The following is a 20,636-nucleotide window of genomic DNA, read 5'->3' on the forward strand; positions in this document are numbered from 1 at the left end:
TTAGAGGTATAGTATTCATTAGAAGATTAAGCTAACACATTATGAAGAAGATCTTGCTCACCCTAGGGCTCTCCACGATGAGTCTCTTCACAGCCCTAGCCTGCACAGCCCATGCCTCTGAGAATAACTCCGAGGCTCAGGCACAGACTGAGACGACAGAGACCCCTGCAGCAGCTCCTGCGGCAGAAGCCTCAGCTATTCGCCATATCGATGCCGCCTATCTGCGCGCCAATATCTATGACTATAAGGAGAACCCCAATAAGTTCGTCTTCAAGGGATCTCGTCCTGCTATCATCGACTTCTATGCTGACTGGTGCGGACCATGCCGTAGCCTTGCTCCCAAGCTAGAGGCTGCAGCTAAGAAGTATGCCGGTAAGGTCGATGTCTATAAGGTCAATGTCGATAACGAGGCTGAGCTAGCTCAGATCTTCGGTGTACGTAGCATCCCTATGGTGCTGTTCATCCCGATGAAGGGTACACCTATCCAGACTGTCGGAGACCTTACTGCCGACCAGATCGAAGAGACGATCGCTCAGATCTACAAGGCAAAGTAAGCATTCTACATATCTCCTAGAGCCCTTCTTTAGAGGGTCTACGAGGAGTATCCTAGCCTTAGGGCTTAGGTCGATATAGAGCGACTGCACCACGAGGGAACTTTCCCTAGGGTGCAGTCGCTCCTTTTTGCCTTGAGACGTAGCGTGGAATGTGGGGAATGAATTTACGGACTTTGTCTGCAGTGTGCTAGGAGTCTTGGGCTATGCTTGTTGGGACTTTTCTTTGCATCCTTCTTTATTAGTAGTGGGCACCTAAGAGGTAATGGAGATAAGTTTGGGGGGAGAGGACACCGAAGTCCTCTCCCCCTTTTGCTCTTGGAGCGCTTTACGACTATATCTTAGGCTTATCAAGGATAGCACCCTAAGCTATGGAAATGTGCCCCCTTTGCTTCAGCATCACGAGCCAAGTAGACGCCATAGACCCGCAGTGATCATCGTCACGATGATCCCGAGTCCGAGAGGTAGCCCAATGGAGAGGAGCGTCCAGCGGATGCTACCAGTCTCCTTGTAGATAGTATAGATCGTAGTGCTACAAGGATGGTGAAGTAGACAGAAGAGCATGACGCAGACACCTGTCATGAGCGTCCACCCACCACTCTGAAGGATAGCAAAGGTCTCCGAGGCTCCTCCCTCCATCAGTACTCCAGCTTCGCTCCCCGATCCACCTAACATGAGGGTAGTGAGCATAAGCACCGTAGGTATCACGATCTCGTTAGCTGGGATAGCTAGGATGTAGGCCAGCAGAATCACCCCATTGAGTCCCATGAGCCAACCTGGATAGTCAAGCCATCCGATGAGGTGCTCGGCGATACTCATTCCCCCGATATGTAGGTTGCACGAGAGCCAAATCAGTGCACCAGCAGGCGCAGCGAAGACGACAGCTCTCCATAGCACGATCAGCGTACGATCGATTAGAGAGGTGTATAGTGTGCGCCAGAACTGTGGTGGACGATAGGGGGGGAGCTCCAGATGGAAGGTCGATACCTCCCCCCTCAGAACGGTATGGGATAGGATCCACGAAGAGGCAAACATAACCCCGATACCGAGCAGGACAATCGCCAGTACGGCACCTATACTAGCTAGTGGAGCGTAGGCCGTAGGTACAGCTGCCCCGATGAAGAGGGAGGCGAGGAGGATCTGAGTTGGCCAGCGTCCATTACATAGGGAAAAGTTATTGGTGATGATAGCGATCAATCGCTCCCGTTCGCTATCAATGATACGTGTGGAGACAACACCTGCGGCATTACATCCGAAGCCCATACTCATCGTCAGTGCCTGCTTGCCATGTGCTCCACATCTACGGAAGAGCTCATCGAGGTTGAAGGCAACACGAGGTAGATAGCCAAAGTCCTCCAGCAGGGTAAAGAGCGGGAAGAAGATAGCCATCGGAGGGAGCATCACCGAGACCACCCATACCGTAGAGAGGTACACACCATCGATGAGGAAGCCCGAGAGCCACCAAGGTGCGCTGAGGTGCTCCATCGCTGTCTTCAGCAGTGGGTATAGATAGCCCACGAGGATATCGCTTAGGAACTGCGAGGGGACATTAGAGCCAATGATCGTGAGCCAGAATACTCCGCCTAGTAAGAGGAGCATGATGGGGAAGCCCCACCGACGACTCGTCAAGATTCGATCCAGACGTACATCGAGAGGTAATCTCCCTCCAGCGTATGCCTGTACGACGACCTCAGAGCAGATCCGATAGGCATCGGCATAGATAGCCTCGGTCCATTGGTCGTGGAAGTTATCGCCGATGACGAGGTGAACCTCCCGAGCCTTACTAAGGAGATCAGGGTGGGAGAACTGGCTTGTCACCGAAGGGTCATCCTCGATGAGGCGGTAGGCGATCCACTGCTTGTTAGGTACATCCGGGTAATAGCGCCCTACTGCCTGCTCTAGCTCTGCCACTAGATGGGCAGTGTGCTCGGGTAGGCTACTCTTGCGGTAGGGGGTGCACTTGATCTCTCCCGTAGCCACGGCACGCATGGTCTTGAGAAGTTCATCTATTCCCTGACCAGAGCGTGCACTAGCTCCTACGACTGGTATCCCGAGGCGGCGAGAGAGGGCATTGAGGTTGATCTCTATCTTGTTGCGTCGGGCTTCATCTAGGAGGTTCACACAGAGTACGGCACGGTCGGTGATCTGGAGTACCTGCAGCAGGAGGTTCATATTCCGCTCTAGTCGTGTAGCGTCAGCGACGATCACGGTTACATCGGGCTGGGAGAAGAGGATGAAGTCTCGTGCTATCTCCTCGTCCTCACTTGTGGAGGAGAGTGAATAGGTACCAGGGAGATCAACGATGCGATAGTTCTCCGCTTGGTAGGTGAAGGCTCCCTCGGCCTTCCCAACGGTCTTCCCTGGCCAGTTACCCGTATGTTGCTTCAGTCCCGTGAGGGCATTGAAGACGGTACTCTTACCTGTATTAGGGTTGCCAGCTAGGGCGATGGTGAAGCGGACGTCTGTGAGATCTTCGCCTCGTCTCTGTAGTCTGCCTTCGGGAGAAGGGCAGGCAGAGGAGCATTGCTCACAGGGGGAGGGTGTAGAGGTCTTCATAGGGTAGGGGGCTGTATAAGTATATAGCGGGCTTGGTCTTCCCTGAGGGCAATGGCTGCGCCACGTACGATATAGGCTGAGGGGTTACCTAGGGGGCTGTGCATATCGACACTGATGCTACTCCCTGGTACGAAGCCTAGATCCATGAGCCTGCGACGCATAGCACCCCGACAGGCAGGAGATAGAGCAAGTACCTTCGTCTCTGTCCCGAGGGGGAGCCGTGTCAAGCGTTGGACTTGGTCGGCATGAGTCTCTGTGACTTCCATCTCTGATGCCTGGCGTAGCGTCAGGGCAAGGAGCATGGAGGTGGGGAAGGTGAAGGTCTCGCCTTCGTAGCGGATCGTGCAAGAGGTCGGTGTAAGCTCCTCCAGTGCAAAGATAGAGTCACGTGTCAGCCCTAGAGCAGAGAGACGCTGATAGCTCACTGGTTCATCGTCCTCGATATGTAGCACGAAGTACCAAGTGTGTGGGGCAAGTTCCTCGAGAGGAAGAGCAAGGGGCACGTCAGGTCTTATCCCTTCGCTGGTGGGGATCGGGTCTCCGTGTGGGTCGAAGAGAGGATTGCCTAGGAGCTTGGCGATGCGCTCATGCTCCTCTTCGGTTAGTTCGTGCTCCTTCGTGTGCGCTAGTCTATGCCAATCCTCTGGAGAGTATCCCGAGTGCTCGGCTAGGTAGAGCTCATAGAGGCGATGGGCACGTGTCAGTTCGATTGCTCTGCGCTTCCCTTCGGGCGTTAACTCGAGGCTATTGGGGCATAGGTAGCCAGCCCCTCGTAGCTCGGTCAGTAGCTCCTCAGTGGCACCTTGGCTTAGGCCTAGGTTGGGGAGCGAAGTGGGAGCTGGGGATCCCTCGCTGTGGGCTTCGTAGAGAGCCTTCAGTAGGTCCTCGGAGGCAGTGCGTCGGGTTAAGCGTTGAGGCAGCAGCCCGATGCGATGGAGCCATCCGATAAGGTCAAGGTGTCTGTGGCGCTTCATTGTCCTCTGTGTATAGTGACTGATTGCCTTGGAAAGAAAAGAGAAATGGCTACACACGCTCCCGTGTGTAGCCATTGTATCTGTAGTGGGAGTAGAGTCGCTTGTCTCGTCTAGGCGGCGGTCTATCCTAGATACGGCTTCAGGGGAGCGCAGAAGCCATCTTGGCGTAGACGGCGGATTGCCTTTTCCTTGATCTGACGGACACGCTCTCGGGTGAGGTTGAACTTAAGTCCTATTTCCTCTAGTGTCATCTCTTGATGGCCACCTATACCGAAGAAGAGCTTGACGATCTCTGCCTCTCTCTCGGAGAGCTTGGAGAGAACATGATCTATCTCCCTCGATAGGGATTCGTTCATGAGTGAGCGGTCGGCATTGGGGGCATCCTCATTGACGAGTACGTCTAGCAGGCTGTTGTCTTCACCTTCGACGAAGGGGGCGTCTACGGAGATGTGACGACCGGATACCTTCAGCGTGTCGGTGATCTTGTCCTCGGGGATATTGAGCTCCTTGGCTAGCTCCTCGGCAGAGGGACGACGTTCATTCTCTTGTTCGAACTTGGAGAGAGCCTTGGTGATCTTGTTGAGCGTCCCCACCTGATTCAGTGGCAGACGTACGATACGGGCTTGCTCGGCAAGAGCCTGTAGGATGGACTGACGGATCCACCAGACAGCGTAGGAAATGAACTTGAAGCCACGGGTCTCGTCGAACTTCTCTGCTGCCTTGATCAGGCCGAGGTTTCCCTCGTTGATGAGGTCAGGAAGGCTTAGTCCTTGATTCTGATATTGCTTGGCTACTGAGACGACGAAGCGCAGGTTAGCACGGGTCATTTTGTCTAGGGCACGGCGGTCACCTCGCTTAATAGCCTGTGCCAGCTCTACCTCTTCTTCGATAGTGATGAGCTCTTCTCGGCCGATCTCTTGTAGATAGCGATCCAGGGAGGCACTTTCACGGTTAGTGATCGACTTCGAAATCTTTAGCTGTCTCATTCTTCCTTCTTCATTCTATTTGTTTGCTCACTCGTGACATGCAGGGCGTAGGAGTGCATAAGTGGGCGTACGCACTAGAGGTTCCTCACCCGAGGGAGGACTGCTTAGGCGCAAAGATTACTAATTCATACTACCTTAAGTTCCTGAGACTAACGTCTTGTCGTTGCTTGCTAGATCTGTGCGGCTCTCCCCTCTATAGTAACGCATGGGGAGCAATGTCCTTACGGGACGATGAGCGTCTCAAGCAGAAGACCGTATAACATCAGGGCATCTAGGACGATCTGCCTAAGGATCATCCACCTAATGAACTGCAAAGGTATTGCTTTTGTTCGGATGCGCCAGCGACTTTTCTATTTACCCCTTGGGGGAGGTGCCCCCGCTACCTCACGGGAGGTTCCCTCGCTACCTCAAAAGAGGTATCGGGGGCACCTCTGAAAGGGTTTCCCCGCCACCTCCGAGCAGGGGCGAGGAGTAGCTGCTGTTAGCTATCCCTTTCGACCAATCTATCTGCTCCTTACATATAGATGTGGTATTTCAATGCTGGTGTATGAATCGTTCCTGTTCTGGGCTATGTAATATAGCATAGCTCATATAGAGATCGTATTGTCATTCGTATGCATGATGTAGTATAGCTCATGATGGGTGTAATGTCTTCTCTTATATACATCAGGGTGCGTAGGTGATGTAGGTGGGGAGGTGTCGCTCGTTGTGCCGAGGTGCAGAGAGATGGGGACTAGGATGCCACCTCTTCTCTATCCCTAGGTGCCCTTAGGAGAGCGTAAGATGAGGGCTAGGTACCGCTTTTGTGTGGGAGGGGAAGACCTTGGGGAGGTGAAAGTGCCCATTAGGGGGTGTTTCAGGCAATAATTTTTTACCTTTGCAGTAGGGTAACCCTTCGGGGACAAGCGTTGTCCAAAGATTACCCTCTAGTAGATCGTCTCTCCACCCGAGAGGCGAAGGATGGGCGAAGATATTGCCCCTCATTCTAGTAAGATATACAATGGCTGATACAAAGAAGGCAATAAGTCAAGATCGAAAGCGAACGAACATCCTCCACAACGGAGAGCTTGCTCTTATTGCTTACCTAGTGGAGCGTATTCCTCGCTGGGTCACATCTAACATGCTCACAGCCCTTGGGCTCATGGGCAATCTCTCTGTAGCATTCGTCATGCTACTGGCTGCTTGGTACCACGATAGCACATGGCTGTTACTCACCCCTGTAGGCTTCGCTATAAACTGGTTCGGGGACTCTCTGGATGGTCGGTTGGCCTACTACCGCAATCGTCCCCGCAAGTGGTTTGGCTTCTGTCTCGACATTGTCGTGGATTGGATCGGGATCGTAGCTATAGGCCTAGGTTACTATACCTACGTGCACCCAGACTGGAAGATTGTTGGTTTCATCTTTGTCGTCCTCTATGGAGCGGAGATGATTATCTCCCAGCTCCGCTACAAGGTCACCGATAAGTACTCCATTGACTCAGGTCTGCTAGGTCCGACGGAGGTACGCATCATCTTGGCTGCACTCTTCTGCCTAGAGTACTTCGTACCAGAGAGCATCCATTGGATAGGTCTCGCTATCTCCGTTGTACTACTAGTGTCGTTCATCTCGGACTTCGTCAAGCTACTCGATGCTGCCAATGAGCGGGATGCCGCACTGAGGCAGGAACAGGCGACGAAGGCCAATTAAGCAAAGGAGCTATACTCTGAGACGACTGATACTGACCTTCTCTCGTGCTCAGGTCTCGGCTGGGGCTGGCTCAGTCGTCGACTATGGGCTTATGGTACTGGCTCGCCAGTTCCTCGGGTGGCCACTCTTCTGGGCGGTCGCCCTTGGTGGTGTTGTGGGAGCAGCGATCAACTTCTCATTGAATCGCTACTGGACCTTCACAGCTGGCTCTGGAACGCATGGCTACTCCAATGCTTTCCTCCTGCAGCTTGTCAAGTTTGTCCTCACGGTGATCGGCAGTATTCTCTTGAAGTACTTAGGTACCTATCTGCTGGAGCACTATATGGGGATCGACTACAAGATCGGCAAGCTGATCTCTGACCTCTTCGTCTCTGTACTCTTTAATTACCCGATGCAGCGGTATTGGGTCTTCAACAAGACCTCCGCATAGATTCTACACCTTATTACCTATCATGACTAGTCTTATGCGTGCACGCACACTTGCCCTGCTTTTATTTGGGGCGATCTCCTTCTCTTTCTTCTCTAGCCGTCCTTGTTCGGCTCAGTGGCCTACGTTGCCTAACTATATCCTTCGCCTCAAGACGCTGCTTGTCTTCTCTGGGGTAGACGCTCAGGAGATGAGCCGGTGGGTGGATAGTGTTTATCAGAGCCTCGACCAACGGGCTAGAGTGGGGCAGCTCATCATGCCCATCATCTATCCTAAACCTGAGGATACGGAGACACTGCTGGGGCGTCTCAAGCAGGAGCGTTGGGGCGGTATCCTCTTTCAGAAGGGACTCTTAGCTGATCAACGTCGCCTGACGATCCGCCTACAACAAGCTAGCCAAATACCGCTACTCATCGCCCTAGATGGAGAGTGGGGGCTAAACATGCGTCTCAAGGATGCCCCACGGTATCCCCGTAATCTTGCTCTGAGCCGCAAGAAGAACTCTATGGTCATCCTCCAATATGCCCATGAGGTAGCTCGCCAATGTCGGCTCATGGGGATTCATATCAACTTTGCCCCTGTCCTAGACGTAAACAGCAACCCAAAGAACCCTGTCATCGGATCACGTAGCTTCGGTTCTTCTGTTCGGGTCGTATCAGAACTAGGACGCATGTACTCCGTTGGACTCGAGACCAATGGCGTGCTCTCTGTTGCCAAGCATTTTCCTGGCCATGGGGACACTTCGGAGGACTCCCACAAGACCCTCCCCACTGTCTCAGCCACGAAGGAGCGCATGCAGGAGATGGAGCTTGCCCCCTTCCGCTACTACATAGAGAATAATCTTGGAGGGATCATGACAGCCCATCTACGTGTCCCTGCTTATGACGCAAGCGGTCGTCCAGCTTCCCTCAGTCCTCTGATCACGACGGAATTGCTAAGGAAGGAGATGGACTTTGATGGCCTCATCTTCACTGATGCCTTAGAGATGAAGGGGGCTCAGGCAGGAGGTGTCCCATCGGTAGCAGTAGCAGCTCTACAAGCGGGTAATGACATCCTTCTCGGCCCTTCGCATCCCACCAAGGCACTAGATGAGATCATGGCTGCTCTGAAGAGTGGAGCCTTGACCGAGGCCTCCATCGAGGAAAAGTGTCGTCGGGTGCTAGCCTTCAAGTATGCACTGATCATAGCCAAGGAAGATCTAGGTGTCGCACCAGAGAAGGTCAAGGATGCTATATTTACCAAGGAGGAGGCTAAGCTAAGAGCTTATCTAGAAGAGAGCGCTGGAGCTAAGAACGTAGCTGCTGATCCTACTGCCAAGACTCCAGCTATGAAGTCCCAGTCTGGTCGCCGAAAGTCTACTAAGCGATAGCCTTTGACTATGCTACGCTCCCTCTTTTTATTCATCGCCCTCTTCCTCTCCCTTGGCTCTGTAGCTGAGGCACAGGAGCCTCATGGACTTGACTCGCTCCTAGGTCGGCTTATCGATAATGATAGCCTTCCGCAGCCGAGGAAAGAGCCCCTGCCTAGTCACTTAGATCGGGTAGACTCTCTCGCTAAGCTCGGACTAAGGCTACAAGCCTATCCAGGATGTCAGATCTATGCCCTCCATCATGGGAAGGTTATCTATGATCGTGCCTTCGGATCGATGACACGACTCGGTGAGAAGACAGGGGATCCCAACACCCCCTTTACGATCTACGACCTCGCCTCTATTACCAAGGCTGCAGCTACGACACCCGCCCTCATGCTCCTAGTGGCTGAGCGTAAGGTCAATCTAAATGCTCCGCTTCTCTCTTATCTGCCTGAGACTAAGGGTTCGCTACTTGGGATGGTCACCATACGTCAGCTCCTACTTCATCAGTCGGGGCTTCCTGCGGGCATCAACTTTTATACAGACCTCATTGATGAGGAGAGCTATGAGGGGGCACTTATTCGCTACAAAGCCTTCAAGGGCGGAGTACCTTTGGTTGGTAAGGCATGGGGGAACCCTCACTTCCGCTTCCTCGATCAGTACATAGCTTCCAAACGCTCAGAGCAGCATTCGCTCCGCTTCTCTCCGAAGAAGTACATTGCTCCTTCCTTCAAGGATCGGATGATGGAGCGCCTACTGAGCGTACGGGTGAAAGCTAATAAGTCCTACCGCTATAGCGACCTTAACTTCATCCTCCTGCAACAAGTCATCGAGCGGGTAAGTCATCAAGGTTTAGACACCTTTGTACAGGAGCATATCTACCGACCCATAGGAGCACGTCTCTACTACTGTCCCCTGGAGCATGGAGTGAAGGCCGAGGTCATCGCTCCTGCACAAGACGATAGATTCCTACGAGGGGAGATCCTTCGGGGTACAGTAGATGATGAGGCTGCCGCCTGTCTAGGGGGCGTATCAGGTAATGCAGGGCTCTTTGGTTCGGCTCGTGAGCTTGCCAAGGTTGCCCAGCTGCTCCTGCAGCACGGGGTTTGGGAGGGCAAGACCATCATCCCCTCTCGCACTGTCAAGCTCTTCACAGAGACACTTGGAGCTGGAGGTGCACGATGCCTAGGCTTCGACAAGCCACGCAAGCATGGTGGCCCTACAGGTGAGCTCGCCTCACATGACACCTATGGGCACCAAGGCTTCACGGGGACATGCTTCTGGGTAGATCCTCGCTATGATCTTGTCTTCGTCTTTCTCTCGAACCGCACCTATCCCTCTCGCAAGAATACTGTCCTCATCCACGAGCGTCTGAGACAGAATCTCCAAGACCTCCTCTACGAGTCTCTAGGGATCATTACCCCACGAACATAGTCACTATCAATCCTCTCTCTATAATATTATCATCTATGAGCCAATCATCATCGACCACGATCATCGGCGTAGCTGGCGGGTCAGCCTCGGGCAAGTCTACCCTTGTACGTAAGCTACAGGAGGCCTTCGTTGAGGAGCATGTCACTACGCTCTGCCACGACTTCTACTACAAGGCTCATGACGAGCTGACACTGGAGGAGCGTTCGAAGCTGAACTACGACCATCCCCACTCCTTCGATACGGATATGATGATTGAGCATATCCGTCTGCTCAAGCAGGGACAGAGTGTACAGCGTCCTGTCTACTCCTTCAATGAGCACAACCGTCTCTCGCAGACCGTCCTCGTGCATCCTGCCAAGGTGCTTATCCTCGATGGTATCTTGATCCTAGAGAACAAAGAGCTCCGAGAGCTAATGGATGTCAAGGTGTATGTCGATACCGATGATGATGTGCGCCTAGCACGCCGTCTCGTGCGTGATGTACAGGAGCGTGGACGAGATATGAACTCGGTGCTCAAGCAGTACTTCTCTACCGTCAAACCTATGCACCGAGACTTCGTAGAGCCCTCAAAGCGGTATGCCGATATTATTATCCCTGAGGGAGGGATGAACCCTGTCGCTCTCTCGCTCCTCGTGGAGAATATCCACTCGCTCCTACGCTAGAGCTCATGTTGCTTATAGGGTATCCTCGTTGGATGAGCTTAGCGCCTATAGCGGAAGAACTTATATCTTTGTACCCCCTATAATAGCTAGGGAGTAGACAGAATAGATGCTGAACTTCGATATACATAAGACCTGTAGCCAGAGTGCTGCCCGTGCGGGGAAGATCACGACCGATCATGGCGAGATCCTCACCCCTATCTTTATGCCAGTGGGGACGGTTGGATCCGTCAAGGCTGTCCACATGTCTGAGCTCCGAGAGGATATTCAGGCACAGATCATCCTCGGCAATACCTACCACCTCTATCTACGCCCTGGACTGGAAGTGCTCCATGAGGCTGGCGGGCTACATAAGTTCAATAGCTGGGAGGGCTCTATCCTGACAGATAGTGGAGGCTACCAAGTCTTTAGCCTTGCTCATCGTAGGAAGATCACCGAGGCTGGTGTGACCTTCCAGTCACATATAGATGGCTCGAGACACCTCTTCACACCTGAGCGTGTCATGGACATTGAGCGTATCATCGGAGCAGACATCATCATGGCTTTCGATGAATGTTGCCCTGGGGATGCTGACTTCCAGTACGCCAAGAAGTCCCTTAGCCTCACAGAGGGCTGGCTCAGGAGGTGTGTGCAGCGCGTAGCTGAGACTGAGCCACACTATGGCTACCACCAGAGCCTATTCCCTATCGTGCAGGGCTGTGTCTATCCAGAGCTGAGGATGAGAGCGGCTGAGTTCGTCGCCTCACTGGGTGCAGAGGGCAATGCCATCGGTGGGCTTGCTGTGGGTGAACCCACGGAGAAGATGTACGAAATGGTGGAGCTCACCAATAGTATCCTCCCTCAGGACAAGCCTCGCTACCTAATGGGTGTGGGGACACCGATCAATCTCCTAGAGGGGATCGCTCGTGGGGTCGATATGTTTGACTGTATTATGCCTACGCGTAATGGTCGTAATGGGCAGCTCTTCACCAGCCGAGGCACGATCAATATCCGCAATGCCAAGTGGGCTCGGGAGTTCTCTCCTATAGACCCTGAGGGCTATTCCTTCGTAGACAGCCGATATACACTGGCTTACCTCCATCACCTCATCCGTGCGGACGAGATACTGGGGCTACAGATAGCCTCTATTCACAACCTCGCCTTCTACCTTCGTCTCGTGCGAGAGGCTCGGGAGCATATCCTGCAGGGGGACTTCCTCCCCTGGAAGGAGCGGATGGTACGACAGATGGACAATCGCCTATAGAACACTATGGACCGAGTACCACAGCAGGAAGAGATACCTCAAGAGGAAGGGATAGTGAAGCAGCAGGAGTCCCAGCAGGCAGAGCCTAGGAAGCCCTATCGCCCTTGGCTCGGGCGTGTGGATAGGTATATCATACGTACCTTCCTCACGACCTTTGTCTTTTCTATTGCGCTTATCCTCGCTATCGCAGTGGTCTTTGACGTGAATGCCAAGATCTCGGACTTCCTCAAGCCTGAGGTACCGCTCTCGAAGATCTTCTTTCACTACTATCTGAACTTTATTCCCTACTATGCGAATATGTTCAGTCCTCTCTTTGTCTTCATCTCGGTCATCTTCTTCACCTCCAATCTAGCAGCCAATACAGAGATTGTAGCGATGCTCGCCAGTGGGATGAGCTTCCGACGTCTGCTACGTCCCTATATGGTAGCGGCAGCGATCATTGCACTGGTCACGTATCTTCTCAATGCCTTCATCATCCCATCGGGTAATAAGGTGCGTCTAGCCTTCGAGGATCAGTATCTACGCTCCAAGGTCGCTAGGTACACCTCTAATATCCAGATAGCCATAGACAAGGATGTCTACCTCTATATCCGAGAGTATGAGAGCCAGGAGCGTATAGCCTACTCCCTAGCGGTGGATGAGTTCAAGGGGCGCTCCCTCATCTCTCGTATGACGGCAGATGAGGCGAGGCATGACACGCTGGATAGGTGGCACTTGAAGGACTTCCATATCCGTCGCTTCTCGGGACTTCAGGCGACAGATACGGTCGGCTACGACCTAGACACGAACCTGCGTATCCGTCCCTCTGACTTCCTCGTCAATGAGAAGGACGTAGAGAAGATGCGCAATGATCAGCTGGAGCGCTACATCGCCCGTCAGAAGGAGCGTGGAGCGAGCAATACCAAGCTCTTCCAGATCGAGCTGCATAAGCGGTATGCTGCGATATTCTCTGCCTTCATCCTGACCTTCATCGGCTGCGTCCTATCGGCTAAGAAGATGAAGAATGGTCTTGGAATCAATCTCGTCATCGGCTTCTCCCTCTGCCTTGGCTATATCGTCTCGACGACCGTCACGGCGCAGTTCTCCAACGTCGGGATGATGGCTCCATGGCTTGCTGCTTGGATCCCCAATATCGTCTTTGTCTTCTTCGCCCTCTTGCTTTGGCGCAAGGCTCCCCAATAATCCCTCTACAACCTATGAAACAAAAGACTCAACGTAGTGTCTCGATACAGAATAAGCGTGCGACCTTTGACTACGAGCTACTCGATACCTATACCGCAGGGCTTGTCCTCGTCGGTACCGAGATCAAGTCTCTACGTCTAGGTAAGGCGAGCCTAGTAGATGCCTACTGCTTCTTCCACAACGGAGAGCTCTGGCTGAAGAATGCCAATATCAGCGAATACTTCTACGGCTCATACAACAATCATTCGGCACGCCGTGACCGCAAGCTCCTCCTTAGTCGTAAGGAGCTTCGTAAGCTTCAGGACTACGTTCAGACCCCCGGTGTGACGATTATCCCGACGAAGATCTTTATCAATGATCGGGGGCTAGCTAAGATCCTGATTGCCCCAGCTCGAGGCAAGAAACTCTATGACAAGCGTGCTTCCCTTCGAGAGAAGGATGACCGGCGTGAGATGGATCGGGCAATGAAGCGATAGCCCCTCGCCTCCGTAAGTAAAGCAAAGCCCCCACGAAGTCGTATCATTCGACCTCGTGGGGGCTTTGCTTTGTCTATTAAGTCTCTTAGAGGAGTCCCCCCCTAGTTGGACATGGACAAGGTGGCTCTAAACTTGCAAAGGGCTTTCAGCCTCCTACTCGTGGTATCCTCTACTTGATTAGCCCCTCTTGTATAGATGCTGGAACTCTTGCACTACCGCGATCATATCTTGGGGCAGGTAGGACAGTGCTTTATCTTGTAGATCTTGGGGGACGTCATAGTGAGCCTCGGCAATACCTCCGACGATAGCTCCGATGGTGTCGCTGTCTCCGCCGATCGAGATGGCGTTGCGGATGGCATCTTCGAAATCAGAGCTCTCGAGGAAACAACATAGGGCGGGTGGGATCGTTCCCTGGCAGGTCTCATCGAAGTGGTTTGTGGATTGGAGCTTGGAGACATTCAGACCTGATACCTTATAGCCATAGGATTCTTCTGCTAGCTCCTTGATGTCTTCCTTGCCTGCACCATGACGCAGAGCCCAGATAGCATGAGCGACGACTTTGGCTCCTCGTATGCCCTCAGGGTGGTTGTGGCTACAGGCGGCACTTGCCTCTGCTTGTCTTAGTACTTCCTCTAGGGTAGTGAGATAGCCACAGGGGGAGACTCGCATGGCAGATCCGTTTCCGAAACTTCCGTAGGGGCTTGGCTGATCCGAAGCGACCCATTGAGCAAAGCGTCCGCCATAGCTCCCCATAGGGTGCGGATAGCGTCTACACCAGGAGTGTATTGCATCAGAAAAGTCTAGACTTCGGAGGAGCGCATCTGCAACGGCTATCGTACAGATGCTATCATCTGTGTAGTCACAGTCTGGAGTTAATAGCTCGAAGTCCTTGTGTCTGTAATTGTTGAATTCAAAGCGTGACCCTATGATGTCACCGATAATAGCTCCTATCATCTCGTCTGATTTTTGGGGGGTACCTTCTCTCTCTCCTAATTCTTTCTTTTGGTGTATGGTGTCAGTAAGGTGTAGAGAGCGGGTTGTACCTAGAGTGGGACTCGAACCCACACAGCCTATTGGCTAAGGGATTTTAAGTCCCTCGTGTCTACCATTTCACCATCTAGGCGACCTTAACGCTCGTGATAGATGCGCAAAGGCATCCACTAAAGTGGCACAAAGGTACTCTATTTCCTTTGTATAAGCAACCTTAGTCCTCCTGTGTCCCCGCTCTCTAAGTCTCACTAGATATGGGGGAGCCCTGCTTGGCACGAGTCGGAGAGGGGAGGGCTTGTGGCTGTCGAGATGTACATTCCGAAGCCGCTCCCCAAGGGGGGGACTGAATGACCCTAGGAGAGGACACGGTATCTTCGCCTCCGTCACCTTACCTAGGTGATGGGTGTGAACATACCGAGTCCTATTCCCCCTTCTCAGTATGTCCTCTAGCCCCCTCTCGATGGGTGCTATATAGAGCTCGTTTGTGAGGGAGTGAGTCAGGCCGATGCATGGTCTCTTTTAGTATCTGCGACTCTTACATTCTCCACTCTTCGTCTCCTTAGGGGGACTTGTTCCATGGCCTAGGGAGTCTGAATCGTATCTCTGGAGTATCTAGGTGTTAGCCCCGAGGAATGCCATACGAGAGAGGTCTTCTGAGGATATACTTAGAGCGCACTTGTGTACACGCGTGTATACATTTGTGTACACGTGGGTATACAGTAGTGTACACACGTGTATACTTTTCCCTCTTAGGTAGTAGGTATAGGTACTGCCATCTGGAGTATACATACCACGACCACTAGAGACCTCAGGGCTAGGTGAGGGAAGGGAAATAGCTGGAATAGGTCAAACAGGGGCAATAGGAGGAATAAGTCTAGTAGGGGCAATGGTGCAATAGGCTCGATAAGCTACACCTAGGATATAGGGACAGCTATCTGGAGTATATGCTCCTCGACCACTAGTGATTCCAGGCGTCAGCCCTCGGGGGCTAAGGCTTGTTTTTCGCTCCTTACGTAGATATTTGTGCACGGGCTTTGTGCACCTAGCCCCCCTTTATCATCGCCCCCTCCTTGTTTTCTGTACTTCCTCTCTTTTCGTCCGCTCTATCATCCACCCCTTATTGGCTCGTCTTCGGCTTGTACTGAGGTGAGCGACATCTCATCATATCGGGGAGGGTTAGGGAGGATGGTGCGGTGTCTCTATTTGGGGTTTCCTTAGCTGCTCTATGCTCGAATAGGTAATGTGGTGTGTGGCTTGTTTACATATAAGTATTATTAAGTGTGGTTTTGTGATGGGGGTTGTACGGTGGTTTATGGACGTGAGAGGATGCTTCTGGTTTTGTTTTAGGTGGTTTTGAGAGGGATTGAAGAGGTGTATGGAAGTATAGGGGTAGGGTGGGGGTGTTTCTATTTGTTAAGAATCCAGGAGGGGCGGGAGGTCTGTCGTGATGTGGATAACTTTTTTGAATCTAACTGGATATAATGACGTACATTTGTAGGCACCTCTACGCTCCTTCATCAGGTGGGGAGCAGAGGGCCTAGCCCCTCTCAGAAGCTCAAGGAGGGAAACCTACATGTAACTATGTGATAATCAGACAGAAATATGGAAACAGGACCCCTATTCATCACCAAGCGTGATGGTAGCCAGCAGCCCTACGATGGAGAGAAGATACGCCAAGCGATCCTCAAGGCCTATCGGGCTGTAGGACATAGTGACGAAGCACAGAATGCCGTCAAAATAGAGGCGACTATTCGCCAGGAATTGGCTCTCGGTAGGACTCAGGTTGCGGTCGAAGAGATACAGGACTTAGTGGAGCGTGAGCTCATGAGTCTCGATCCCACAGTAGCTAAGAAGTATATCATCTACCGAGAGTGGCGCACCATCGAGCGTGAGAAACGCACCTCACTAAAGAAGACGATGGATGGCATCGTGAGCATCGAGAAGAATGATGTGAATCTCGGTAATGCCAATATGAGCGCCTACACCCCCTCGGGGCAGATGATGACCTTTGCATCCGAGGTCACCAAGGACTATGCGATGAAGTACCTCTTGGCTCCGCAGTACGCTCGTGCCCACGCCGCAGGGGATATCCATATCCATGACCTCGACTATTACCCTACGAAGACAGCCACCTGCGTACAGTATGATCTAGCTGACCTCTTCGAGAGAGGCTTCCACACCAAGAACGGTAGCATCCGCACCCCACAGAGCATCCAGAGCTATGCCACGCTGGCGACTATTGTCTTCCAGACCAATCAGAACGAGCAGCATGGAGGACAGGCTATCCCTGCCTTTGACTTCTTCATGGCTCCTGGTGTCCGCAAGTCCTTCCTCCGACACCTCGCCGATCGCCTCATCTATGCCCTAGAGCTACAGAGTGGTCAGCCCCAGGAGGTGGAAGAGCAGAAGGCCTTCAAAGAGGAGCTACGTGCCCTAGAGCCTCTACTGGGCAAGGGCGAGGCAGAGGTCCTCGACCTACAGACTAAGCTCGCAGGCTCAGCCAAGGGAGCCAGCCTCAGCGCAGACGCTATCCGCCTAGCACTCACCAGTGCCTATGATCGTACGGCTCGGGATACCCATCAGGCGATGGAGGGCTTCATTCACAATCTCAATACCATGCACTCACGTGGTGGTAATCAGGTCGTCTTCAGTTCGATCAACTACGGTACCGACATATCCGCCGAGGGGCGTATGGTCGTACGTGAGCTTCTCTCTGCTACGGTAGAGGGGCTCGGGCGAGGTGAGATCCCCATCTTCCCGATCCAGATCTTTAAGGTCAAGGACGGGGTGAGCTACACCGAAGAGGACTATGCTGTGGCTAGTCAGGACTTCAAGGGCGCACTTGAGGGGAAGTACACCTTCAGAGCTCCAAACTTTGACCTCCTGCTCGAGGCTTGTCGTACGACCTCACATGCACTCTTCCCCAACTTCGTCTTCCTCGATACCCCCTTCAACCAGCACGAGCTCTGGAGGGCTGACGACCCCAAGTGTTATCACTACGAGATCGCTACGATGGGGTGCCGTACACGTGTCTTTGAGAACCTCAATGGGCTGAAGACCTCAATAGGTCGTGGCAACCTCTCCTTCACGACGATGAACCTCCCTCGTCTGGCCATCGAGGCGATGCGACTAGCCTCTAGTGAGCTACCTGCGGGCACCAAGGCCGAGGTACGTGAGCTAGCCCGTACCTACTTCCTCGATTCGGTACGTCGGGAGTCCACGTTCATCGCCGAGCAGCTCTATGAGCGTTATCTCTACCAGCGCTCGGCGCTAGCTCGACAGTTCCCCTTCATGATGGGCAATGACGTCTGGAAGGGGGGCAGACACCTAAGTCCTACGGACAAGGTCGGGGATGTCTTCAGCTCGGGGACACTGGCCATAGGCTTCATCGGAGGGCACAATGCGATGGTCGCTATGTATGGTCAGGGACACGGCAAGAATAACGAGGCCTGGCAGACACTCTACGATGCTATCCTCGTGATGAATGAGGTCGTGCAGGAGTACAAGGACAAGTATCATCTCAACTACTCTGTCCTAGCCACCCCTGCCGAGGGCCTCTCGGGGCGTTTCACCCGAATGGATCGCAAGCGTTATGGTGTGATCCCAGGGGTGAATGATCTCGACTACTATGTGAACTCCTTCCACGTGGATGTGAAGGAGGAGATCGGTATGTTTGAGAAGATCCGCCGCGAAGCACCCTTCCATGCCATCACCCTAGGGGGGCACATCAGCTATATAGAGCTCGATGGGGAGGCAAAGAAGAATGTAGCTGTCATCCTCAAACTCGTCAAGACGATGAAGGACGAGGGGATCGGCTATGGGTCGATCAATCACCCCGTAGATACCTGCCAGAGCTGTGGCTATAGGGGGATCATCTACGACCGCTGCCCCGTGTGCAAGGGCGATCATATCGCCCGCCTAAGACGTATCACCGGCTACCTCACGGGTAGCCTAGAGAGCTGGAACTCGGCTAAGCAGGCCGAGGAGCACGACCGAGTCAAGCACCACTAGCCCTCCCCTCCCTCCGATCTATAGCCCAAGCTAAGTGGAGTCTCCCCCGCACGGGTGGAGCTCCATCTGCTTGGGCTTCACTCTGCGCTCTAGCCGATGCGTTTGCTCAATGTCTATAAGGAGAATATCACTGATGGCCCAGGACTAAGGTATTCGATCTACCTAGCAGGCTGCAGTCATGCCTGCCCTGGCTGTCATAACCCCGAGAGCTGGTCTCCCGAGGGCGGGATCCTCCTTACCGAGCGTGTACTAGGGGATATCATCGCAGAGATACAGAGTAACCCGCTCCTCGATGGGATCACCGTCTCGGGTGGTGACCCCTTCTATGACCCGAGTGCGCTCACTGGACTCCTGGCTCGTCTCAAGGCTGAGACGGGGATGAACATTTGGTGCTATACGGGCTTTACTATAGAGTATCTCCTGCGCTCGCCCGAGCATCGCCCTGCGCTGGAGTATATAGATGTGTTGGTCGATGGTCCTTTCGTGGAGTCTCTGCTAGACCCTCGGCTCTCCTTCCGTGGCAGTAGTAACCAGCGACTCATCGAGATCGACCACACTCAGCCCCTCTCTACCGAGGCGATCCATATCCTAGAGGGGCTGGATACATAGGTCGTAGTCATCATACAGTTTGCATCATTATTCTGTCCTAATATCCTATTCCATGACGTACTTATTCCTCGCTCTATTCATATTAGCTCTCATTGTCCTCTTCTTTCTCTATCAGCGTTACCAAGGTGCCCTTCGTCAGCTGACGCAGGCTGAGACGCAGGTAGGGCAGACTGAGAGTCTCCTACATGCGACCTCATCCCAGCTCACCGAGGCACAGCGTGCTCGTGAGGAGGCTCTCCTAGAGAGTGCAGGCCTGAGGGCACAGCTCACCTCGCTACAGAGCCAGCTGGAGGAGCTGCGTGAGCAGAAGGCTGAGCTCACGCAGGAGCTACGGGAGAGCTTCCAGTCGGTAGCCACGGAGATCATCCGTGAGCGCACCAAGGATCTGAACGAGCGTGCAGAGGAGACGCTCAAGCCTCTGCGTGATGACCTCCAGCGCTTCGGACGTCAGGTCACAGAGACCTACCAAGAGGAGTCCCGTGAGCGATTCTCCCTAAAGAACGAGATCAAGAGCCTCGTGGAGCGTAGCCAAGCGATCAGTCAGGAGACGACCAACCTCACCCGAGCCCTCCGTGGTGATACCAAGGTGCAGGGTGACTGGGGCGAGATGATCCTAGAGCGTATCCTAGAGCGTAGTGGCCTAAGGAAGGGCGAGGAATACAGCATCCAGGAGACTATACGGGATGATCATGGAGAGACCGTGGTGACGGAGGATGGGCACAAGCTGCGCCCAGACGTGATCGTCCGCTACCCCAAGGGAGGTGCAATGGTCATCGACAGTAAGGTCTCCCTCACCGCCTATATGCGCTATCTATCTGCTGATGTAGATGAGGGGGGACGAGCCCTCGCTCTCCGAGATCACCTGCAGAGTGTGCGCAAGCACGTAGATGAGCTCTCTAGGAAGAAGTACGAGGAGCATGTACCTGGAGCAGCTAACTTCGTGATGCTCTTTATCCCCAATGAACCTGCCTATACCCTTGCACTAAGCCATGACCCGAATCTATGGGAGGAAGCCTATGCAAAGAATATTGTCCTCATCAACGGGACTAACCTCATCGCTGCCCTTAGGATGGCGCAGGATATGTGGCAGAGAGAGCGACAGGAGCGTAATATCCAGCAGATCCTGAAGAAGGCCACGGGACTATATGACAAGTTCGCCGTCTTCACGAAGACCTTCCTGGAGGTCGGAGATCGTCTCCAGTCGGCGAGCAAATCCTTTGATCGAGCACGAGGACAGCTCTCTGAGGGACAGGGGAACTTGGTGGGGCGTATTGAGGAGCTCAAGCGACTTGGCATCAAGGCGAATAAGATGATCCCAGCAGCCCTCATCGCCGAGAATGATAGCGAGGAGGAGGGCGAGGAGGAGGTCAAGGAGCTCTCCGAGCTGTAGTGAGCCGTGCCAGACTTCTTTTCCCTATAGTACCGCCGACGGGTAGCATAGCGGAGATGTCGCAGAGGTAGGGATTTTAATGTATCTTTGTCGTAGGATCTTTGTTCGTC

General features: G+C 53.3%; 16 protein-coding genes and 1 tRNA gene. 12 read left to right on the top strand and 5 right to left on the bottom strand.

Features of this window, described 5'->3' with window-relative positions:
- Positions 1-41 precede the first annotated feature (41 nt).
- Complete coding sequence (locus QZ554_RS03730; RefSeq protein WP_297194503.1) at positions 42-554, top strand: thioredoxin domain-containing protein; 513 nt, start codon at positions 42-44, stop codon at positions 552-554.
- Positions 555-950: 396 nt separating this feature from the next.
- On the opposite strand, the gene feoB is transcribed toward QZ554_RS03730, so the two are convergent.
- From feoB to QZ554_RS03745, 3 genes are all read right to left on the bottom strand, one after another.
- Positions 951-3,107, bottom strand: coding sequence for a ferrous iron transport protein B (feoB, locus tag QZ554_RS03735; protein WP_297194505.1), 2,157 nt, complete (start codon positions 3,105-3,107; stop codon positions 951-953).
- On the bottom strand, positions 3,104-4,081 hold the full coding sequence (locus QZ554_RS03740; RefSeq protein ID WP_297194507.1) for a metal-dependent transcriptional regulator: 978 nt from the start codon (positions 4,079-4,081) through the stop codon (positions 3,104-3,106). Before QZ554_RS03740 ends, feoB begins: the two co-directional genes overlap by 4 nt.
- A 122-nt stretch (positions 4,082-4,203) precedes the next feature.
- A complete protein-coding gene (locus tag QZ554_RS03745; protein WP_297194509.1) occupies positions 4,204-5,067 on the bottom strand; it encodes an RNA polymerase sigma factor RpoD/SigA in 864 nt (287 codons plus the stop codon).
- 1,000 nt (positions 5,068-6,067) lie between these two features.
- On the opposite strand from QZ554_RS03745, the gene QZ554_RS03750 reads away from it, so the two are divergent.
- The 8 genes from QZ554_RS03750 to smpB all read left to right on the top strand — a co-directional run bounded on the left by QZ554_RS03750 (position 6,068) and on the right by smpB (position 13,526).
- Positions 6,068-6,754, top strand: a complete 687-nt coding sequence (locus tag QZ554_RS03750; RefSeq protein WP_297194511.1) for a CDP-alcohol phosphatidyltransferase family protein — start codon at positions 6,068-6,070, stop codon at positions 6,752-6,754.
- Between the two features lie 31 nt (positions 6,755-6,785).
- Entirely contained in the window at positions 6,786-7,184 is a 399-nt protein-coding gene (locus QZ554_RS03755) for a GtrA family protein (RefSeq protein WP_297194544.1), read from the top strand.
- A 22-nt stretch (positions 7,185-7,206) separates the two neighbouring features.
- Positions 7,207-8,550 (top strand): glycoside hydrolase family 3 N-terminal domain-containing protein, encoded by a 1,344-nt coding sequence (locus tag QZ554_RS03760; protein WP_297194513.1) that lies wholly within the window; start codon positions 7,207-7,209, stop codon positions 8,548-8,550.
- 9 nt (positions 8,551-8,559) lie between these two features.
- The gene (locus QZ554_RS03765; protein WP_297194515.1) at positions 8,560-9,966 is read left to right on the top strand and encodes a serine hydrolase domain-containing protein; all 1,407 of its coding nucleotides are present in this window, start codon (positions 8,560-8,562) and stop codon (positions 9,964-9,966) included.
- 35 nt (positions 9,967-10,001) lie between these two features.
- Positions 10,002-10,628, top strand: a complete 627-nt coding sequence (gene udk, locus QZ554_RS03770; protein ID WP_297194517.1) for a uridine kinase — start codon at positions 10,002-10,004, stop codon at positions 10,626-10,628.
- 106 nt (positions 10,629-10,734) lie between these two features.
- A complete protein-coding gene (tgt, locus tag QZ554_RS03775; RefSeq protein WP_297194519.1) occupies positions 10,735-11,868 on the top strand; it encodes a tRNA guanosine(34) transglycosylase Tgt in 1,134 nt (377 codons plus the stop codon).
- Positions 11,869-11,874: 6 nt separating this feature from the next.
- A complete protein-coding gene (locus QZ554_RS03780) occupies positions 11,875-13,050 on the top strand; it encodes an LptF/LptG family permease (protein WP_297194521.1) in 1,176 nt (391 codons plus the stop codon).
- 14 nt (positions 13,051-13,064) lie between these two features.
- Positions 13,065-13,526, top strand: a complete 462-nt coding sequence (gene smpB / locus QZ554_RS03785) for an SsrA-binding protein SmpB (protein WP_297194522.1) — start codon at positions 13,065-13,067, stop codon at positions 13,524-13,526.
- 177 nt (positions 13,527-13,703) lie between these two features.
- Here the strand turns inward: smpB and QZ554_RS03790 are convergent, their stop codons facing one another.
- Together QZ554_RS03790 and QZ554_RS03795 are read right to left on the bottom strand one after the other, a co-directional pair.
- On the bottom strand, positions 13,704-14,480 hold the full coding sequence (locus QZ554_RS03790) for an ADP-ribosylglycohydrolase family protein (RefSeq protein ID WP_297194524.1): 777 nt from the start codon (positions 14,478-14,480) through the stop codon (positions 13,704-13,706).
- Between the two features lie 86 nt (positions 14,481-14,566).
- Positions 14,567-14,649 (bottom strand) — tRNA-Leu (locus QZ554_RS03795).
- A gap of 1,469 nt (positions 14,650-16,118) precedes the next feature.
- Here QZ554_RS03795 and QZ554_RS03800 point away from each other — a divergent pair.
- The 3 genes from QZ554_RS03800 (at position 16,119) to rmuC (ending at position 20,526) form a co-directional block, all read left to right on the top strand.
- Positions 16,119-18,527, top strand: a complete 2,409-nt coding sequence (locus QZ554_RS03800) for an anaerobic ribonucleoside triphosphate reductase (protein ID WP_297194526.1) — start codon at positions 16,119-16,121, stop codon at positions 18,525-18,527.
- A gap of 96 nt (positions 18,528-18,623) precedes the next feature.
- Positions 18,624-19,136, top strand: a complete 513-nt coding sequence (gene nrdG / locus QZ554_RS03805) for an anaerobic ribonucleoside-triphosphate reductase activating protein (RefSeq protein ID WP_297194528.1) — start codon at positions 18,624-18,626, stop codon at positions 19,134-19,136.
- A gap of 52 nt (positions 19,137-19,188) precedes the next feature.
- On the top strand, positions 19,189-20,526 hold the full coding sequence (gene rmuC / locus QZ554_RS03810; protein ID WP_297194530.1) for a DNA recombination protein RmuC: 1,338 nt from the start codon (positions 19,189-19,191) through the stop codon (positions 20,524-20,526).
- Positions 20,527-20,636 lie beyond the last annotated feature (110 nt).

Origin of the sequence: uncultured Porphyromonas sp. (assembly GCF_915070105.1) — a bacterium.
In the GTDB taxonomy this organism is placed as follows: domain Bacteria; phylum Bacteroidota; class Bacteroidia; order Bacteroidales; family Porphyromonadaceae; genus Porphyromonas.

Excerpts from the sequence above, each read along its gene's own strand:
- smpB (WP_297194522.1), top strand. The coding sequence starts at position 13,065 with ATGAAACAAAAGACTCAACGTAGTGTCTCGATACAGAATAAGCGTGCG.
- QZ554_RS03790 (WP_297194524.1), bottom strand. The coding sequence starts at position 14,480 with ATGATAGGAGCTATTATCGGTGACATCATAGGGTCACGCTTTGAATTC.
- nrdG (WP_297194528.1), top strand. The coding sequence starts at position 18,624 with ATGCGTTTGCTCAATGTCTATAAGGAGAATATCACTGATGGCCCAGGA.
- QZ554_RS03730 (WP_297194503.1), top strand. The coding sequence starts at position 42 with ATGAAGAAGATCTTGCTCACCCTAGGGCTCTCCACGATGAGTCTCTTC.
- QZ554_RS03745 (WP_297194509.1), bottom strand. The coding sequence starts at position 5,067 with ATGAGACAGCTAAAGATTTCGAAGTCGATCACTAACCGTGAAAGTGCC.
- QZ554_RS03800 (WP_297194526.1), top strand. The coding sequence starts at position 16,119 with ATGGAAACAGGACCCCTATTCATCACCAAGCGTGATGGTAGCCAGCAG.
- tgt (WP_297194519.1), top strand. The coding sequence starts at position 10,735 with ATGCTGAACTTCGATATACATAAGACCTGTAGCCAGAGTGCTGCCCGT.
- QZ554_RS03780 (WP_297194521.1), top strand. The coding sequence starts at position 11,875 with ATGGACCGAGTACCACAGCAGGAAGAGATACCTCAAGAGGAAGGGATA.
- feoB (WP_297194505.1), bottom strand. The coding sequence starts at position 3,107 with ATGAAGACCTCTACACCCTCCCCCTGTGAGCAATGCTCCTCTGCCTGC.
- QZ554_RS03760 (WP_297194513.1), top strand. The coding sequence starts at position 7,207 with ATGACTAGTCTTATGCGTGCACGCACACTTGCCCTGCTTTTATTTGGG.
- QZ554_RS03765 (WP_297194515.1), top strand. The coding sequence starts at position 8,560 with ATGCTACGCTCCCTCTTTTTATTCATCGCCCTCTTCCTCTCCCTTGGC.
- udk (WP_297194517.1), top strand. The coding sequence starts at position 10,002 with ATGAGCCAATCATCATCGACCACGATCATCGGCGTAGCTGGCGGGTCA.
- QZ554_RS03740 (WP_297194507.1), bottom strand. The coding sequence starts at position 4,081 with ATGAAGCGCCACAGACACCTTGACCTTATCGGATGGCTCCATCGCATC.
- rmuC (WP_297194530.1), top strand. The coding sequence starts at position 19,189 with ATGACGTACTTATTCCTCGCTCTATTCATATTAGCTCTCATTGTCCTC.
- QZ554_RS03750 (WP_297194511.1), top strand. The coding sequence starts at position 6,068 with ATGGCTGATACAAAGAAGGCAATAAGTCAAGATCGAAAGCGAACGAAC.